Origin of the sequence: Achromobacter marplatensis (assembly GCF_049060505.1) — a bacterium.
GTDB lineage: Bacteria > Pseudomonadota > Gammaproteobacteria > Burkholderiales > Burkholderiaceae_B > Achromobacter > Achromobacter marplatensis_A.
This window is the reverse complement of record NZ_JBMGRB010000003.1, coordinates 457,898-474,970: the sequence shown is the minus strand read 5'-3', so window position 1 is coordinate 474,970 and position 17,073 is coordinate 457,898. Positions and strand designations below refer to the sequence as shown.

The window sequence follows — 17,073 nt, the reverse complement described above, 5'->3', positions numbered from 1 at the left end:
AATGGCGGGGTCTGGTTGGGTATGGCGTAATGATGATGTACGTAATCTATGTTGTCAATGGTTTGATGATGACTATAATCTATCCGTGATATAGTCCGGCTATTCCATCGTCGGACGTCAAGCGACTCAAGGTATGAAAGTCTCCAAGGCACAAGCGCAGGCAAACCGCGCGCATATCGTGCAAACCGCTACTTCGCTGTTCCGAGAGCGGGGCTACGATGGCGTGGGCGTCGCTGACCTGATGGCGGCCGCCGGCTTTACCCACGGCGGCTTCTACAAGCATTTCGGCTCCAAGACCGACCTGATGGCGGAGGCGGCAAGCTGCGGCCTGGCGCAGTCGGCCGAAGTCGCTGCCGGCATGGACCTGGCTGGTTTCCTGACGTACTACCTTTCCCGCCAACACAGGGATACGCCCGGCGACGGCTGCACGATGGCGGCGTTATGCGCCGATGCCGCGCGCCAGCCGGAATCGGTAAAAGCGGCTTTCGCGGCGGGTATCGAGGCCCAACTGCCGCACCCGGATTCCCAGGACGGCCAGCCGGACGAAGGCGTGGGCAAAGAGGTACGCGCGCGCCGCATCGCCCTGATGGCGCAGGCCGTTGGCGCGCTGGTGCTGTCAAGGTCCTGCCCGGACGATGCACCGCTGACGGACGAAATTCTGGACGTTTGCCGGGCTGACGTCCTGGCGCGTTTATCGCCTAAATAAGCAACCACCACGCCGCCACGCCCAAGACCAACCACAGCGCCACGACCAGCATCGCGCCGGCCCAGCTGCGAGGCTTCGATTTCCTTGCGGTCATCCAGGCTTCTGCCTGGCCTCTGCATTCCAACAGCACGTCGGATGGCAGGAGTTTGATGGTCAACCAAATGGCAGCGGGTAGTAACAGGACGTCATCCGCGTACCCCAGCACGGGGATGAAGTCGGGTATCAGATCGATCGGGCTTAGCGCATAGGCGACCACGAACCACGCCAGGGCTTTTACATACCATGGGGTTCGGGGATGCTTGCAGGCGAACCACAAGGTGATGCCGTCCCGTCGTATCCGCGTGGCCCAGGTCTTCATGCGCTCAGTGACGTTCATGATCGGCGCGACGCTCTCGCGGACGGTGGAAGTCCTGCAATTCTAAGACGGGAGAGCGTGCTTGCGGGGCTGCGGCCCGGCGCGGACAGCGGCTCGTGACGCAACGCTAGCGGCTTTTTGAAATCACATCGCTCATGTATTTGTTCAAATCGCGAAAATCCTGAACCGTCCAGGAATGCGGCGGCACCTTTACGCCGTTCTCTCGCAAGGTCCTGGGAATCAGGTCGCCATTCGGGCGAAGGATCACCGACGAAACGATCACGCCCGGATAGTCACTGAGCCGCTTTTTGAACGCGGCGGTTGTCAGGTCTGGGGTGGGCGGATTGCTTTTCCGGGCCAATGGCCCGGTCCCTTTGATATCCGCGCCGTGGCACATGGCGCATCTCTGGGTAAAGAGGGTCTTTCCATTGTGATTCTGCGCGAAGGATGACGATACATGCGTCAGCATCACAACGCCTAGCAAAGCGATGCATAGTGCCCTTACTTTCATGGGGTCTTGTCGAAGTCGGATCGTGATCGGGAGCGAATTATCGCAGACGGCAAAACTGCCGTCTGACACCTTATTTCTTATAAGCCGAACGGCCATGTCTCCGGCGTGCCAGCGCCTTGCGGCCCGGGCAGGGGCTCGACGGCGTGCGTCTGGTCCATCCACAGATACGCGTCAAACTGCTTGGGTAACGAGGCCTTGGCGTAATGACTTTGCCGTTCGGTTTCAGGGCGATAGATGACGCCGATGAAGCGTTCCAGCCGAGGCGTTTCCAGGTTTTGGCGCAAGCCTGCGTCCGCATCGCGCAAATCCAGCACGAATCGCGGGATGCCCGTCTGGTGCATCTGAAACTCGTAGCTTTGCGCAAGCGATGGCCGGACGTTTTTTACCTCCATGGGGCCGTCCCATTCGCTGGCGGCTGCCACGGTGCCGCAGTGCGTTCCCATGCCGACCGAGATGGCCGCATCGCCGAAGCGTTCGCGGCATAGCTGGCCGATATTGATTTCTCCGCGCTCCTGTCCCATCTCGGTGCCAGCCGCGATGCCGATGTGAGAGTTATGCGCCCAGACGATGGCCCGCGCGGCCGGGCCGTTGACGCGTAGCGCGTTTTCCAGCGTCTCGAACATGTGTGTATCGCGCAAATTCCAGCTCTGCGCCGACCCGTAATACATGGCGCGGTAATAGCGCTCCGCCGAGGCGACCAGCCGGGCGTTCTGGGCCGCATCAAAAAATCGCTCGCCATCGCGTCCGGCATAGTCCAGGCGCTTTTCCAGTAACTCCCGCAGTTGGGCCATGACGGCTTGCTCGCAGTCCTCGTGCCGGCGCGTCAGCACCGCCATGCCATAAGCGGCCGGGTCTTGCCGCCAAGGGTCCAGGCAGCCGTAGCGCTGGCGGGCGATGCCGGCCGCCTCGCGGTCAACGTTGTCCAGATAGGCCAGCACGGCCGCCATGGACTGCGCCATGCTGTAGATGTCCAGCCCGTAGAACCGGGTCTGCCGCGCGGGCGGCAGGCGGGCGTTGTGGTCGGCCAGCCACCGCACGAAATCCGCTACATCGGTATTGCGCCACATCCAGGTGGGAAAGCGTGCGAAGGCCGGGTAGGGGGCGTCGACCGAGCCGTGGCCGCCTATCAGCCGGTCCACCGCCGCGGCGTCCGGCCAATCGGCCTCCACCGCCACGATGTTGAAGCCATGTTCGCGGATCAGGTGGCGCGTGATGGCGGCCCGCGCACGGTAAAAGTCCGAGGTGCCGTGGCTGGCCTCGCCCAGCAGCACGACGCGCGCGTTGGCGTAGCGGTCGAACTGGCGCAGGAATTCGGGGTGGTCGGCATCCGTCCATGGCTGCGCGGCAGCCCGCAACTGCGCCAGCATCGTGTCATCGAGGGTCGTCTGGCTCATGGTCGCTTTCTCCGTCTGGATGCCAGGCCTGCTCGCCAATCAGCGGCACGAATGCCACCATTCCAAGGGCCTCTTCCCGATACTCCGTCTTTTCCTTGCGCAAAATCCGGATCAGCTGCTGCAGGCCTGCGGACGCGCCGACGGGCATGACCAGCCGGCCGCCAATGGCAAGCTGTTCCCGCCATGCCGGCGGCACAATGGGGCCGGATGCCGCGGCCACGATGGCATCAAACGGTGCGCCGGACGGCAGTCCCAAGGTGCCGTCGCCGGTGTGGACGACGACATTGTCGTAGCCAAGCTGTTGCAGCCGTTCGCGCGCTTCGCGTGCAAGACGCTCATGCCTTTCCACGGTGTGGACGACGCGGACAATCCGCGCCATCACTGCGGCGGCATAGCCGGATCCCGTGCCGATTTCCAGCACCTGGTCATCCGGCCGAAGCGCCGCGGATTGCAGCATCAACGCCACGATGTAGGGCTGGGATATGGTCTGTCCGCAACCAATAGCCAGCGCGCTATCGTCGTAGGCCAGCGCGCGCGTGCCATCTGGCACGAACGCGTGGCGCGGCACCTCTCGCATGGCGGCCAGCACGGCAGGGTCGTACAGGCCCCGGGCGATAAGCTGGCGCTGCACCATATTTTCACGCAGGTCCTGGTGTTCGTGCATGACGGCTGTCCATAACGCAAGCAGTGGTTCCCCGCTGCCTGTTACCCCTCAGCAAAGGCCGTGCCGACCCCGCTCCATTCGGCCTGGGGCACGCCATTTGCTGCCCGGCCGGTTGCCAAGGGGCGTCCACGTCACGTCTTGGCGCAGGGACACGCCAGCGAGCACACTCAGGAGAACGACATGCCTAACTCATCAACCACCCCGCAGCGGTCCGCGGCCGGTCAATCCGGCGGCCCGTCCACGTCGACCGGCGAGCAGACACGGGAGCCGTCCGCGGCCGACCCGCAAGGCTACGAGCACCCGCATTCAGGGCGGCGCGCGGCAGGACACGGCGGCGGTGCGCTGGATAGGGACAGAGAAGACGCCGGCAACCCAGGGGAACCGGCCGCCGCTCATAGCGGGGGCGGGAGCGGCCACGCGTCCCAGGCGTCGCAGCAGCGGGAAGCCGAGGAGGAACTGGAGAGCCGCAACGGCCCCCATGTGCGTGGCGGATCAGCAGAACGGGACACGGCGCACGCCGACCAGAAAGGCCGGCCCCGAGGCGGATCGCGATAGGGCGGCGCCGCGCACGGCCGCAAGCAGCGGCCGTTTTTTGCAAAGCACCGGTAAATCGGGCGGCAATGGCGCGCCGCGCCATGGGCCGATTTGCGTGGCCTTTTACTGCCGACGCATGCGGCGCGCGGGGGTCAATTTTCCGGTTGGTGGCAGACGGCTTCCACGTTATGCCCGTCCGGGCTGCGGACGAACGCCGCGTAGTAGTTTGGGTGGTAGTGCGGACGCAAACCGGGCGCGCCGTTATCCGTTCCGCCGGCCGCAAGAGCGGCTTCGTAGAATGCGTCCACGTCAGCCCGGGCGGGAGCCGAAATGGCGATGTGCAGAGGCGGCGTCACGGCGGACGTGGCGTACAGCCAAAGTGAAGGCTTGCCTTGCCTGCCCAATCCGATACTGTCGGGCCCCTCCATGGCAAGGCCAACGCCCAGCGGGGCTAGCGCCCGGAGAAAAAACGTTCGGCTTTCATCCATATCGCTGACGCCAAAGCCAATGTGATCAAACATGACGCATCTCCATTAAGTTGCTCTGGAAGTCCCTTTTGGCCGGCGTACTCGACGCCGGTCCGCCCGAAGACCTTCTCCGCCGCGGTATGAGCCTGCACCCGATGCCGCGGGTAGAAGCCAACGCTGCCATAGGGCGAAGGCCCCATGCCCTGACCAGCCTTTGGCTGCCACCTCGACGTCATTGGCGGTTTCCTTTAACGTCTTAACATCTTAAGGCGTCACGCTACGTTTTAGCCCGCGAAGCAAGAAGGAATTCAACTCATGAGTACCGCAACAGATACCGCCATCGCCATTGTCGGCCCGGGCGCCATCGGCACCACGGTGGCGGCCGCGCTGCACGAGGCCGGCCGGACTCCTCTTTTATGTGGCCGCACGCCCCGTGGCCAGCTGACGCTGCAGGATGGCGATCGCCACGTCGTCGTTCCGGGACCCGTGCGCACGGATCCTGGCCAGATCGATCGCAAGATGGAACTCGTTTTTCTGGCGGTCAAGGCGACGCAGACCGAGACGGCATCGGGATGGCTCAAGGCTTTATGCGGTCCGGATACTGTCGTGTGCGTGCTGCAGAACGGCGTCGAGCAGTTGGAAAAGGTCGCGATGCACGCTCCGCGTGCGAGGATCGTCCCCGCCGTTGTGTGGTTCCCTGCGCAAGCGCAGGCCGACGGCTCGGTACGCCTGCGAGGCGACGCGCGCCTGAGCCTGCCGGACACGCCGGCATCCCGCGTGGTGGCGGATGGGCTCGCGGGGACGCTGTGCGCCGTGGATATCACGGCGGATTTCCTGTCCGTGGCGTGGCGCAAGCTGTTGCAGAACGCGGTGGCCGGCCTCATGGCCCTTACGCATCGCCGCGCCGGCATGTTTGCCCGGCCCGACATCGCCGCGCTCTCGCTGGCGTACTTGCAAGAGTGCCTGGCCGTGGCGCGCGCCGAGGGCGCCAAGCTGGACGACGAGGTTCCGCAGGAAATCCTTGCCAAGTTTCAAGCCGCTTCCGCGGACTTAAGCACATCCATCCTGACTGACCGCGAAGCCGGCCGGCCACTGGAATGGGATATCCGAAACGGCGTGGTCTCGCGTCGGGCCCGCGCGCACGGCATACCGACGCCAATCAGCGACATCGTCGTGCCCCTGCTGGCCGCGGCGAGCGACGGTCCGGGCTGATTCCGCGGTCGGCGCCGGGGCTGAAAACCTGGAATGGCGTCAGCCGAAGGATGGTGTCCGGCACCGCCGTCCACGCGCCTAGTGGTACGTTGCGCGCAGCGTCAGCATCACGTTGCGCGGCGCGCCGATGAAGTTGTAGCCGGATACGCCGTCGACCCGTTCGTAGTAGTGGCGGTCGAACAGGTTGTTGCCCGTGAGGGTCAACGACACGTCGCGGTTGACGCGGTAACCGATCTGGGCGGACACGGTGTAGAAGCCGCCCTGGCGCACGCGTGCGTCGTCACTGCCAGCCGAGGTGGCGCTTTGAGCATTCACGCCTGCCCCGACGCTCCAGCCGTCCAGCACGCCGCCCAGGTCGCTGGAGTCTAAGCGGTAAATGCTCCACAGCTTGAACAGGTGGCGTGGCGCGGTCGACAGGAACGGCCGGCCTTGATTGCCGCCCACGCTGTCCTTCAGATACTTGGTGTCGTTGAAGGTGTAGCCCGCGATGATGTCCCAGTTGGGCAAGGGTTTGCCGCTGATCTCGAACTCCCAACCCTGGCTTTGCACCAGACCCGCCGCCACCGAGCAAGCGCCGTTCCACGTGTTGCAAACGTGCGAGGGGTCCGGGTCGGTAATCGCGCGATTCTGGTCACGGATGCGGAACACCGCCAGGTTCGCATGCAGTCGGTCTTCGATCAGCGCGAGCTTCATGCCCGCTTCGGCTTGCCAGCCCACGCGCGGCTTGAGCGCATTGCCCGATACATCGATCGCGGACTGTGGCTTGAAGATGCTGGCGTAGCTGCCGTACAGGGTGACCGTCTGGTTCACGTCCCACACCAGACCGCCAAACGGCGTGAATTTTCCGCTTTCCTTGCCGTAATAAGTCCATGCGCCAGACCCATCCGCGGACCGCGACCGATGCTCGTATTCCGTGATACGGCCGCCCAGCACCAGGGTCAGCGGCTCGGCCAGCTTGAGCCGCGCGGTGCCATAGACTCCCGACTGAATCTCCTGCTCCAGGAAGGAAGGCGAGGGAGATTCCAGCTTCACGTCGCCCAACCCCGGCGACAACACGTCGCGGCCAGGGAAGCTGCTGCTGCTGTAATCGCCTTGCATTTCGAAAAAGCTGCGGTTGTAGCCAAGCAGGAATTCGTGGCGCAGGCCGAACAGGTTCACCGGGCCGCCAACGTTGATGTCGAAATCACGGTTGATGGCGGGCCAGTCGGTGCGCCGGCCAGTGAAGTCGACCAGGTTGGTCAAGGGATCCACGGCGCTGGTCGTGTAGAGATAGTTCGATTTCAGGTTGGTGCGGCGATAGCGGAATGAGGTATTGACCGACCACTCGTTGGCCAACTCCTGCTTGAGCTCGACCCCGCCTTCGGTGATCGGATATTCGCGGGTCTGCCAACGTTCGCCCACCGAGGTCGAGCGCGGCACGTCCAGGAAGGAGCCGTCGGCATAGGTGGGCAGGCCGTTGGCGCGGCCCGAAAGCTTGTTGCGCTGAAGCGCGCCCGAAAGAGACAGCGTGGTGGACGATGTCAGGTCCAGGTCCAGGACCGCATAAGCCGTCACCTGCTTGTTCTTGCCCGTGTCGTAGAAGTAGCCGCGGTCTTCGGCCGCCAGCACGGTGCGGCCGCGGATGCTGCCGCTGTCATTGAGGGGGCCGGTGATATCGAGATCAGTGTGATAGTTGTCCCAGGAACCTGCGGACATGCTGCCGGTGACTTGAAACTCGCGAAGCGGACGCTTACGCACGAAATTGACCGAGCCTCCGGGGTCGCCCGCACCCTGCAACAGCCCGGACGGACCGCGCAAAACCTCCAGGCGGTCATACACCGCCATGTCCAGCTGCGAATAACCGTTCAGGCTGCTAAAGCCCGTCGGCACCCCATCGTATTGCGCTTCAAGCGCATAGCCCCGGCTGTAGAAGATGGATGTTCCATCGCCCTGGGTGCTGGCCGTGACGCCGGTGGCTTTGTTCAGCGCGTCATGCACGGTGGTGAGGTTCTGGTCTTCGATCTGCTGGCGGGTGATCACCGAGACCGATTGGGGAATTTCGCGTAACGCTTGCGGTCGTTTGCCGATGGTGGCCGCCTGCGCCGCATAGCTGTCCTGGCCTTCGGAGGTCGCGTCCAGACGGCCGGTGACGGTGACCGCTTCAAGTATGGCCGTTGTGCCGGCTACCCGGCGCAGGGTATAGCCGCCGCCTTGTGCAACGGGCTCCAGGCCCGTGCCTTCGAGCAGTCGCGCAAGGCCGATGGCAATGGGGTAGCTGCCTTGCAAACCAGGGCTTTGCAAGCCCTCCGTCAGCCGCGGGTCAGCGGCCACGGAGACTTTGGCGGCGTGCCCGAACTGGCCAAGTGCCGTGTCAAGCGGACCGGGCGGGATGGCGAACGCCATCGGCGCAGGCTGCGCGTGCGCGCTGGTCGCGGCCGCCAAGACCGCCAGGGCCGGTGGCAGGCCGCGCAACACAAACGACAGGGACAGCAGGACAGGCGGCACGAGGCGCGGCGGCCGGTTTGCCGGGCAAGACTGGGACATGATGCGTGGATTCCTCTTCGTTGGCTTCTTCTAAGCTCGTCTTCCCGCGGGCGCCTCACGGGGGACTTGCCTGTACTTCGAACGAAAGAAGAAAATCTGCCCGCCTGTTACATCTTCAGGCCGCTTTAAGCGTGGCCCAATAGCGCGTGCGGTACTGCACCCGCAGCCCCAATGCCCGCGCGACCAGCGCCAGCGTGCGGTCGGTGTCCTGCAAGTCGAAGGCGCCGGTCACGCGTCGGGGGGCCAAGGCCGGATCACAGTCAAGCCAGCCTTGCCGGTAGCGGCCCAACTCGGCCAGGAACTGCACCAGCGGCAGGCGATCGGCCACCAGCATGCCATCCACCCACGCCGTGCTTGCCCTGCGCAGGGGTTCGATCAAGGTGCTTGCGCCTGTGCCGAAATGCGCTTGATGGCCGGCGGCAACCCGTGGGCCGGGATCCAGCGCGACTGCGCCTTCCAGCACCACGAGCAAGCCGTCTTCATCAGGTAGATTGCGCACCACAAAACGGGTGCCTAGCGGCGTCAGCCTGACCTCCCGCGCCACCACCATCAGCGGGCGGGGATCGGCGCCCGTCTGGATCAGGATTTCTCCGCGCTCAAGCACAAGCTTGCGAGACATCGCGTCGATGACGACCCGCAGACGCGTGTCGGTGTTCAAACGCAATTGCGTGCCGTCGTCCAGCGTTAGATCGCGCATTTCGCCCGTCACGGTGCGATGGCCCACGCCGGCTCGCAGAGGCGTGTCGGCCACGTTCCACGCTACACCGCCCACCGTCAAGCCGCCTACCATCCACTTGAGCGCCCGGCGTCGCGCCTGGCGTTGGGTGGCGCCCAGCACCGTGTCGGTCGCGATGCCGCGCGGCGCGGGGATGGCCGCCGCCAGTCCCAGGTCATGACTAAGCGCCAGCATGCGTTGCCATGCCAATTCATGGCATGGGTCTTCACCGCGCCAACGTTGGCAGGCGGCCTGCGCCGCGCCGTCCTGGCTGGCTTGCAACTGGACCAGCCAGCGAACGGCTTGCGAGACCACGGCGGCCGGCAGTTCGACTTCCGCTTGCAGGCGTTGGAAGGGCGGAGCGTCAGGCATACAGAACCGTGTAGCAACGTTGCAGGACTTTGATCATGTTCTTCTGCACCACGTTCACGGATACGTCCAGACGCGCGGCGATCTCGGCGTAGGCCAAGCCGTCAAACTGGGACAGGACGAAGATCTCTCTCGCGCGCGCTGGCAGACCGTCGAGCATGGCGCAGATCTGTTCCAGCGTTTCCAGCAGCAGGGCGCGGGCTTCCGGTGATGGCGCCGTCGCTTCGGCGCGGCTTGCCAGCGCGGCAAGATAGGCTTGCTCAAGCGCCTTGCGCCGGAACTGATCAATGGCCAGGCTTTTCGCAATGGTGGTGAGGTGTGTGCGCGGAGACAGCTGTATCGGCCGCACATCGCTGCGCAGCACGCGTTCGAACGTGTCTTGCGCGATATCCGCGGCGCTGTCCCGATCACCGGAGAACTTGCGGCGCAGAAAGGCCAGCAACCAACCGTGGTGCTCGCGATACAGCTGGCTGATGGCGGAGTCGGCCGAGGGCGCGGGCACGCTGCGTTCCTTTAGAGAATGAGAATTGTTCGCTATATTAACCGAGACAAGACCGCCCTTGGGCCCTTTGCCATGGCGCCCAGAATGAATGAACCGAACTTCGCTAAGTCTTTGATTTAAGAAATGTGGGCTTCCGCCATCATTGAACTTCGACAGTAGTGCCGGGTTTCCCTCGGTGGCGACCGTGCGTAGAAAATTACGACGCCACGCCCTGCGCTTCGTGAAGAATCCATTTCGCAAAGGCCTGTAGTGCCCCTGCGCTGAACTCGACCGGCTCGGGTAGAACCAGGCAGAAGTGCTTGCTAATCGCTTTGCTGTCCGGCCAAGGCGCTACCAGGCTACCTTGTTCAAGCTCTGGCTCGATGTAAAGACGGGGCACCAAAGCGACCCCCAGGCCGGCTACCGCCGCGGCTATCAGCATGGAATGGAGATCGTAACGTGCGCCTACGGCCGAATTGGTCAGCACAATGCCGGCCTCTTGGGCATAAAGCTGCCAAGCGTCGGGATTCTGCCGCCTGTGAAGGCGCGGCAGCTCGTCCAGCGACACGTTTGCGCCGGCTTCCGCAAGCAGCGCCGGACTACAGACGGGCACCAGCACCTCTTCTAGCAGGTGATGTAAATGCATACCCGCCCATGCTGGATGCTCGAAATGGATCGCGGCGTCGAAGCCGCTACCCGCAAGAATGAAGGGCTCCATGCGCTCGGTGATGTGCACGGTAATGTTTGGATGCGCACGTTGAAAGCGTTTCAGCCGAGGGATCAGCCAGCGGGTGGCGAAGGTCGGAATCGCGGCGATATCAATGGTCCCTCCCTCAATGGGCTGCCCCATCAAATAAAGACTATCGCGCTCCAGCCTGTCCAGAATCTGGCGAACCTGCTGCGCATATCGCATGCCGTTGGGTGCAAGCCGTACCCGGTTTCCAATCCGCTCGAAGAGCGCGACGCTTAAAAACGCCTCCAGGCGACCGATCTGACGACTGATCGCGCCCTCGGTCAGCGCGAGTTCTTCGGCGGCGCGGGCGAAGCTGCCATGGCGAGCCGCTGCCTCAAAAGCCATCAGCGCGGAGTTGCTGGGAATCTTACGTCGCATGCAGGACTCTTCGGGGGTGGGCGTCAGCCAGCTTGAGCAAATGTCAATGAAGGCTGATTTTATATCGCTAGCTACGCGGAATATGTCAGCTTAGCATTACCTTACTGCAATGAATTGGAGTCGGGTGCTGGAAGCACGCGCCCCGTCACGAAGGATATTTGATGATCTACACCGTGGAATGCAGCTTCGCCGATCCCCGCAGCGAAGCCGAATGGAACGACTTCTACAGCGCTGAAAAACTGCCTGCCCTCATCTCGGTTACGGGGTTTCTTACGTCGCAGCGCTTCAAGGCGTTAAGCGAGGGTTGCCCGATGTATCTGGCCATCCACACGATCGACGGTCTGGATGTTCTGACGGGAGAGGAATATCGCCAGAAAGGCGGCGGCAATTTCGCAACGTGGCAGCAGCACATCACCGACTGGCACCGAAATCTGTATGGCGATATCGGCTTGGCGCCGGCGGTCAACGAAGACGAGCTCCTTGTGCTTTGCGCAAGCGGCCCTGAACCTCTGATGCGGATGGGCCTCACACCCTTGGCCCTGCGCGCCGTTGCACTGGAGAAGTTCCCGGCGCGCCGCTGGTTGGCAAAATTGCCTCGGCAAAAGGCTCAGCCTGTTGACTGCCTGCCCGAAGGCGTGCACCTCTATTCGCCGATGACGGAACAACTGACTCGCGCGCGCGCCGTGTAAACCGAAAAAAGGCACGCTATGCCCAACGTCACTATCTATATTCCTACCGTGCAAATGCCGTCGGATGAGCGGCTTGCCGAACTTAGCGGCGACTGCATCACACTCTGTACGGACGTCCTTGCCGCGACACTTGAGAACGTCCATATCATTTATGTCGCGGTTCGGCATGGTCAGGGACATCCCGTCTTCGCGGAAGTCCAATATCGCCTTGAGACGTTTCGCACGGCCTCGGTAATGAACCAGTTCATGGAAGGGCTTGATGACGCCATCGCGCGTTGCACGGAGCTTAAGGCGCGCATCCGCTGTTTCGGTTATGCAGCGTCGAACGTCCACGCCCGAAACTAAAGTCCCCCGGAGAACCGTTGTGTCCGCCATCACGTTTCCAAGTCAGCAAGCCGGAAATTTCACGATCACCGCAATCAGCGACGGCTACCTTACCGCCAACCTGGATTTCCTCTCGAATATCGACCCATGCGAGGCCTCCAGAATGCAAAATGACGCGGGCCAGAAGGAGCCTGCCGCGGTGCATATCAACTGCTACCTGGTCCGCGGAGCGGGCCGCACCATTCTCATCGACGGCGGGGCAGGGGGGATCAAACAATGGGGCGGCCGCCTGATATCCCATTTATCGCTTGCCGGCGTCGAACCCTCCGATATCGACACCATCCTGCTCACGCACGCCCATCCCGATCACGTCGGGGGACTGGTGGATGCCGCCGGGAACATTACCTTTCCGAATGCGGAGCTTGTTGTGCATCAGCAAGAGCTTGCGTTCTGGCAAGACGACGGGAATTTGAGCCGTGCCTCCGAGCGCGCACGCGGCAACTTCCTGATCGCGCGTCGCGTGTTCGACGGCTACCGCGATACGCTCCGTACTTTCCATGAAGGGGAAGTGCTTCCGGGCATCAGAGCAATGCCGCTACCGGGGCACACACAGGGGCACACCGGATATCTTTTCGAATCACCTGATCAGAGCCTGGTCGTCTGGGGAGACATCGTTCATTTCCCCCACATCCAGATCGAACGGCCGGACGTGTCGATTGCATTTGACCAGGACCCGTCTCTTGCCGCTGCAACTCGCTCAAAACTGCTGGACCTGGTCTGTTCGGAAGGGCTCCTGATCGCCGGCATGCACTTGGGGGAACTGGGCTTCGCGCGAATCAAGCGAAACCGCGGAAGGTACGGCCTGGTCTATCAGGCTGAAGTATGAAGCCCCAAGACGTGCCGGTGAACTCAGGACGTGTTGCGCTATAGGGCGGGTTGCGGGATCGGTGTGGCTTGGCCCGTAGCCGGCAGCGGCCAGAAGCGCAGGTCGGTCATACCCGGCGCAAGGCCGGCGGCCATGCTGTCCGTCTTGCCCAATTTTCAGTAGCGTTCAGCAGGCTGCGTCTCTGCGACTAAAGTCCGATGCGCCGACGGCATTTAACGAATAAGGTGTAACGACCTGAGGCCGAGAGCAAATCCTTCCGCAGGAGCAGCCGACCCGGCTGCGGCGGTACATTCACGAATTGTCCGGGCCCTCCAGTAGGCGGATTCGTTACTGAAGCCGCTAACGCAGAGTTTCACCGGATACCCCAATGCTGTTACGCCCGAATGATCGTCGCCCGCCCTCCCGGTTGAAACAAGCGACGGCCGTTGCCCTGTCCCTGAACCTCTATCTGTTCATTCCCGCAGATACGCTGGCGGCTGCGGGCCATGGAGGGGGCGGCATGGGCGGCATGGGCGCCTACGCGGGCGGCCAAGGCGGAGGCGGCGGTGGCCTTAAGGGGGGCAACGGAGGTCAGGGGGGCGATGTCATCCCCGAATCCGTGGCGATAGGCGGCTATGGTGGGGCGGGCGGCGGGTTTTGGAATGCTCCTCCTGGCGGCACCGGCGTTCCCGCTGGCAGCCCCGGCAACGCGGGCGGCGGGCCCAGCGGCACGGGCGGCACGGCAGGAAGTGCGGGGACGCCCTCTAGAGATGCGTCAGGCGCCATCTTGCTGCTGGGCGCTGGCGGCGGCAGTGGCGGCGTGGCTGGCGCGGGTGGCGGCGGCGGCGGTTCCAGCGGCACGGCTCAATGGGGTTTTGCGGAAAGGGGGGGCTACGGCGGCAACCAAAACATCGATCTCACGGGAGTGCCGTCGTACAGAATTGATGGCCCCTCGACGGTGGTGGGTAAGGACGGCATGAACGCCGCCTCCGGCGGGGCTGGCGGTGGGGGCACGTCCATTATTGGCCTTTCCCGCGTCGACTTGTTTATCGATGCTCCGGTCATCATGCGCGGCGGCGCCGGCTCGGATTCCGTCAATGCCATCCCCTTCGCTGGGGGCCTGAGCCGCGGCGGCGGTGGCGGCGGCGGCGCGGCCATTGCCATCGACTCTGGCGCGCTGATCCTGAATGGCAATATATCCGGCGGTGCGGGCGGCACGTCCTATTACCGCAGCGGTGGCGGCGGCGATGCCGTTGTGCTGACTTCCGGCGACATCACAGTAGGCCCTCAAGCCGTCATTACAGGCGGCGCAGGCGGACGCATTTATTCGGGTGGATTGATTATGTACGACACCCGCAGCGGAGATGGCGGCACTGGCGTATCGATCGGCTCGGGCTCCGTCGTCAACAACGGCAGTATTGCAGGCGGCGCCGCCGGCAGTGCCCCGTTCTGGTCGGAGCAGGGCGCCGACGGCGCCGCGCTGCGGGCCGGCACCATGACCACTGTCGTCAATAAGGGCGCGCTTGCCGGCACCACGGCGGCCGTGATCTTCGAAGGCGACCGCAACAAATTGGTCCTGTGGCAAGGATCGGCTACCACCGGCGACGTGCGCTTCAAGGGTACCGGCAACCAGCTCGCGCTGGGCAGCGATTCCGGCGCGCCGGTCAGGGTGGCGATGGCCGGCGGACTGGACTTGGGCAGCGGCGGCATCTATGTCGTGCGCGCCACGGCCACGCAGGCGGACCGCCTGGATGTGGGCGGTGCCGCCAAGATTTCCGGGGCAACCGTGCAGGTCGCGGCCACCCCGGGAGCCTTTGCCGAAAACTCCCAGCACGTCGTCCTGCATGCCGATGGCGCCTTCAGCGGAACGCGCTTTGTTTCGGCGACGTCGAACTTGGCCTATCTGGTGCCCTCGCTGAGCTATTCGGCCGACGACCGCGACGCGATCCTGACGCTGACGCGCAAGCAGATCGACCCGGAACCGGAACCCTTGCCCCAGCCGCAACCTGGAACGCAGCCGGGCGCCGGGTCGGTCGACCCCGCCACGCGCCCGATCCGCTTCGCCGACTTGGTTTCCACGCCCAACGCGCGCGCCACCGCCAATGCGGTCGACAGCATGCCCATCGGCAACGAGGTCTATCGCTCGGCGCTGAACCTGCCCGTGGGCGCTCCGCCCGCCTTCTTTTCTGCCCTGTCGGGCGAGGTGCACGCCAGCACCGTCAGCGCGCTGCGAGGCATCGACAGCCAGACCCGCAACGTGCCGTTCGCGCACTTGCGCGCCAGCCTGGGCGCCGGCATGCGTCCGGGCGCGCCCACTGCCGGGGCGGGCTTGAGTGACGTTGCGCCAGCGGCCTCCACCTTGCCCGTCTTCGCGTCGCAGCCGGCCTGGGCCCAGCTCGTAGGCAACTGGCAGCGCCTGGGTGCCACCAGCAATACGGCAGCCGTGCGCCAGCACACGGGTGGCGTGTTTGTGGGCGCCGACCACGCCATCGGTAGTGGCTGGCGGTTGGGCGGCGCGCTCGGCTACACGGACAGCGATCTGCGCCTGGACGGCGTGGACGCGCAAACCGACGTGTCAAGCTACAGCGCCGTGATGTATGGCGGCCAATCCTTCCAGGCCGGTTCAGGCAAACTGAACCTGCTGCTGGGCGGCGCCTATAGCTGGCACGACATCGGCAGCGAACGGCGCATCGCCATGGGCGGGTTGGACCAGACGCTGACCGCCGACTACGGCGCCAGCACCACGCAGTTGTTCTCCGAGCTGGGCTATGCCTGGCAGGCAAGCGCGGCGTTCACGCTGGAACCCTACGCGGGCGTGGCCTGGGCCGGCCGGCGCACCCGCAGCTTTAGCGAAAGTGGCGGCAGCGCCGCGCTGTCGGGCGCAAGCCAGGCCGCCAACACCACGACCGCCACGCTAGGCGTGCGCGGGCGCCAGGAAATGCTGCTGGGAACAGTGCGGGCCTCGGTGACTGCCGGGCTGGGCTGGCGCCACGCCTTTGGCGACGTGCTGCCCGCCACGCGCATGGCCTTCGACGCGGGCGATTCCTTCTCCGTGGCGGGCGCGCCGATCGCTCGGGATGCGGCGCTGCTAGACGTCGGGCTGAATGCCGCCGTGGGCCGCAATGCGACGCTCGGCTTGGCATATTCCGGTCAATTCGGCGGCGGCAACCGCGACCATGGTGCAGCGCTGTCCTGGCGCTGGGCGTTCTGACGCCGGCACGAAGCTAGGGCGTCGGCGTGATTGCCGTCCGGCGATGGGGGCACAAGCTTCTTTTGTACTTGGTCTAAGGCCTTCCCGCACTTGATGGCTTCAATGATCTGACTGTCCGTGAATCTCGACGTCTTCATGCGGTAGAACTCCTCAATGAGAAAATTCTACTTCTGACTACAACGCTTTTGCGGGGGGATCACCATGGGCCGCGACAAGAATTGCACAGCCGCCGGGATCTCTATAGAAGTTGTTCTATAGAGATCTTGACGCTCCGCTAATAAATTAGCGGAACCCAATCATTTGCGCGGGAGAGAGATCTGCCGTGCTAGCCGCCATGAGTGAATTGCAACGCCAACAACGCCCTCTGTACGTAATGCGCTTGTGCGAGAAAGTTTGCCAGTTGGCACTCTGGATTCTGCCAACCTGCTTCCTGTTGTTCTTCACAGTTCTATTTCTCGTTTGGCAGCAAGCGACATTTAGCCCCTGGCTTGGCGTGGCCGCCATATTTGCCATTGCTTTTGCGGCCACGGCGTTCGTGGCCGCTAGCTACGAGTGCCGAACGCCAAAAAAGGGCGAGACCTTCTCGGTTCCCGAGACTGTCGCCACGCGCCGTTCGTCCATTGAGTCGGTGCCGATCCGCATAGACCAGATGCCGACACGCATATGCCGCGGTTTAAGTCGCGGTGATGCGCAGTTCTCGGTGGCCTGTTTTCACGTGCAGTGTGATGCTGCCCAAAGTTCAGCCATAGCCAAAGATAGATAGGCCATGCCGTTGGACGGTAGCCGCCTATGACTTGTTGCGCTGCACATACTCCAGTATCACTGAATCTACTTTTGTTTCCGAATCGTCTAGAATAAATTCCGGTGCAGGGCTAGGTTTTACAGTCTGGTCCTTCATTTGCGCCCCGCATTGAAGCAGCAGGCGCATCGTTCTCCTATCGG

The 17,073-nt window shown here is 63.6% G+C and carries 16 protein-coding genes; 7 read left to right on the top strand and 9 right to left on the bottom strand.

Features of this window, described 5'->3' with window-relative positions; translation table 11 throughout:
• The first annotated feature begins 133 nt into the window (after positions 1-133).
• Positions 134-706, top strand: a complete 573-nt coding sequence (locus tag ACI0FO_RS10430) for a TetR/AcrR family transcriptional regulator (protein ID WP_416026395.1) — start codon at positions 134-136, stop codon at positions 704-706.
• Here ACI0FO_RS10430 and ACI0FO_RS10425 read toward each other — a convergent pair.
• The 5 genes from ACI0FO_RS10425 to ACI0FO_RS10405 form a co-directional block, all read right to left on the bottom strand.
• Positions 699-1,082: a YkvA family protein gene (locus ACI0FO_RS10425; RefSeq protein ID WP_416026393.1), complete on the bottom strand. Its 384-nt coding sequence runs from the start codon at positions 1,080-1,082 to the stop codon at positions 699-701. The genes ACI0FO_RS10430 and ACI0FO_RS10425 overlap by 8 nt on opposite strands.
• Before the next feature lie 106 nt (positions 1,083-1,188).
• Positions 1,189-1,572 (bottom strand): c-type cytochrome, encoded by a 384-nt coding sequence (locus ACI0FO_RS10420; RefSeq protein WP_416026392.1) that lies wholly within the window; start codon positions 1,570-1,572, stop codon positions 1,189-1,191.
• A 77-nt stretch (positions 1,573-1,649) separates the two neighbouring features.
• Entirely contained in the window at positions 1,650-2,966 is a 1,317-nt protein-coding gene (locus tag ACI0FO_RS10415) for an erythromycin esterase family protein (RefSeq protein ID WP_416026390.1), read from the bottom strand.
• Complete coding sequence (locus ACI0FO_RS10410) at positions 2,944-3,630, bottom strand: protein-L-isoaspartate(D-aspartate) O-methyltransferase (RefSeq protein WP_416026388.1); 687 nt, start codon at positions 3,628-3,630, stop codon at positions 2,944-2,946. The genes ACI0FO_RS10415 and ACI0FO_RS10410 overlap by 23 nt, the downstream gene beginning before the upstream one ends.
• A 686-nt stretch (positions 3,631-4,316) precedes the next feature.
• Positions 4,317-4,685: a VOC family protein gene (locus ACI0FO_RS10405; protein WP_416026387.1), complete on the bottom strand. Its 369-nt coding sequence runs from the start codon at positions 4,683-4,685 to the stop codon at positions 4,317-4,319.
• Between the two features lie 261 nt (positions 4,686-4,946).
• Between ACI0FO_RS10405 and ACI0FO_RS10400 the strand changes: the two genes are divergently transcribed.
• Entirely contained in the window at positions 4,947-5,843 is an 897-nt protein-coding gene (locus ACI0FO_RS10400) for an oxidoreductase (RefSeq protein WP_416026386.1), read from the top strand.
• A 78-nt stretch (positions 5,844-5,921) separates the two neighbouring features.
• On the opposite strand, the gene ACI0FO_RS10395 is transcribed toward ACI0FO_RS10400, so the two are convergent.
• The 4 genes from ACI0FO_RS10395 to ACI0FO_RS10380 all read right to left on the bottom strand — a co-directional run bounded on the left by ACI0FO_RS10395 (position 5,922) and on the right by ACI0FO_RS10380 (position 11,042).
• Complete coding sequence (locus tag ACI0FO_RS10395; protein WP_416026384.1) at positions 5,922-8,366, bottom strand: TonB-dependent siderophore receptor; 2,445 nt, start codon at positions 8,364-8,366, stop codon at positions 5,922-5,924.
• A gap of 115 nt (positions 8,367-8,481) precedes the next feature.
• Entirely contained in the window at positions 8,482-9,453 is a 972-nt protein-coding gene (locus tag ACI0FO_RS10390; RefSeq protein ID WP_416026382.1) for a FecR domain-containing protein, read from the bottom strand.
• A complete protein-coding gene (locus tag ACI0FO_RS10385) occupies positions 9,446-9,952 on the bottom strand; it encodes a sigma-70 family RNA polymerase sigma factor (RefSeq protein WP_416026381.1) in 507 nt (168 codons plus the stop codon). The genes ACI0FO_RS10390 and ACI0FO_RS10385 overlap by 8 nt, the downstream gene beginning before the upstream one ends.
• A 196-nt stretch (positions 9,953-10,148) precedes the next feature.
• Complete coding sequence (locus ACI0FO_RS10380) at positions 10,149-11,042, bottom strand: LysR substrate-binding domain-containing protein (RefSeq protein ID WP_416026379.1); 894 nt, start codon at positions 11,040-11,042, stop codon at positions 10,149-10,151.
• 161 nt (positions 11,043-11,203) lie between these two features.
• On the opposite strand from ACI0FO_RS10380, the gene ACI0FO_RS10375 reads away from it, so the two are divergent.
• The 5 genes from ACI0FO_RS10375 (at position 11,204) to ACI0FO_RS10355 (ending at position 16,894) form a co-directional block, all read left to right on the top strand.
• Positions 11,204-11,731, top strand: coding sequence for a sugar ABC transporter (locus ACI0FO_RS10375; RefSeq protein ID WP_416026377.1), 528 nt, complete (start codon positions 11,204-11,206; stop codon positions 11,729-11,731).
• 18 nt (positions 11,732-11,749) lie between these two features.
• Positions 11,750-12,076, top strand: a complete 327-nt coding sequence (locus ACI0FO_RS10370) for a hypothetical protein (RefSeq protein ID WP_416026375.1) — start codon at positions 11,750-11,752, stop codon at positions 12,074-12,076.
• Positions 12,077-12,095: 19 nt separating this feature from the next.
• Positions 12,096-12,941: an MBL fold metallo-hydrolase gene (locus tag ACI0FO_RS10365; RefSeq protein ID WP_416026373.1), complete on the top strand. Its 846-nt coding sequence runs from the start codon at positions 12,096-12,098 to the stop codon at positions 12,939-12,941.
• Positions 12,942-13,308: 367 nt separating this feature from the next.
• The gene (locus ACI0FO_RS10360) at positions 13,309-16,131 is read left to right on the top strand and encodes an autotransporter outer membrane beta-barrel domain-containing protein (protein ID WP_416026371.1); all 2,823 of its coding nucleotides are present in this window, start codon (positions 13,309-13,311) and stop codon (positions 16,129-16,131) included.
• Positions 16,132-16,465: 334 nt separating this feature from the next.
• Positions 16,466-16,894 (top strand): hypothetical protein, encoded by a 429-nt coding sequence (locus tag ACI0FO_RS10355; RefSeq protein WP_416026369.1) that lies wholly within the window; start codon positions 16,466-16,468, stop codon positions 16,892-16,894.
• Positions 16,895-17,073: the final 179 nt, after the last annotated feature.

Coding starts and splice junctions, on each gene's coding strand:
- ACI0FO_RS10375 (WP_416026377.1), top strand. CDS start 11,204: ATGATCTACACCGTGGAATGCAGCTTCGCCGATCCCCGCAGCGAAGCC.
- ACI0FO_RS10415 (WP_416026390.1), bottom strand. CDS start 2,966: ATGAGCCAGACGACCCTCGATGACACGATGCTGGCGCAGTTGCGGGCT.
- ACI0FO_RS10420 (WP_416026392.1), bottom strand. CDS start 1,572: ATGAAAGTAAGGGCACTATGCATCGCTTTGCTAGGCGTTGTGATGCTG.
- ACI0FO_RS10390 (WP_416026382.1), bottom strand. CDS start 9,453: ATGCCTGACGCTCCGCCCTTCCAACGCCTGCAAGCGGAAGTCGAACTG.
- ACI0FO_RS10405 (WP_416026387.1), bottom strand. CDS start 4,685: ATGTTTGATCACATTGGCTTTGGCGTCAGCGATATGGATGAAAGCCGA.
- ACI0FO_RS10370 (WP_416026375.1), top strand. CDS start 11,750: ATGCCCAACGTCACTATCTATATTCCTACCGTGCAAATGCCGTCGGAT.
- ACI0FO_RS10430 (WP_416026395.1), top strand. CDS start 134: ATGAAAGTCTCCAAGGCACAAGCGCAGGCAAACCGCGCGCATATCGTG.
- ACI0FO_RS10410 (WP_416026388.1), bottom strand. CDS start 3,630: ATGCACGAACACCAGGACCTGCGTGAAAATATGGTGCAGCGCCAGCTT.
- ACI0FO_RS10360 (WP_416026371.1), top strand. CDS start 13,309: ATGCTGTTACGCCCGAATGATCGTCGCCCGCCCTCCCGGTTGAAACAA.
- ACI0FO_RS10425 (WP_416026393.1), bottom strand. CDS start 1,082: ATGAACGTCACTGAGCGCATGAAGACCTGGGCCACGCGGATACGACGG.
- ACI0FO_RS10400 (WP_416026386.1), top strand. CDS start 4,947: ATGAGTACCGCAACAGATACCGCCATCGCCATTGTCGGCCCGGGCGCC.
- ACI0FO_RS10395 (WP_416026384.1), bottom strand. CDS start 8,366: ATGTCCCAGTCTTGCCCGGCAAACCGGCCGCCGCGCCTCGTGCCGCCT.
- ACI0FO_RS10380 (WP_416026379.1), bottom strand. CDS start 11,042: ATGCGACGTAAGATTCCCAGCAACTCCGCGCTGATGGCTTTTGAGGCA.
- ACI0FO_RS10355 (WP_416026369.1), top strand. CDS start 16,466: ATGAGTGAATTGCAACGCCAACAACGCCCTCTGTACGTAATGCGCTTG.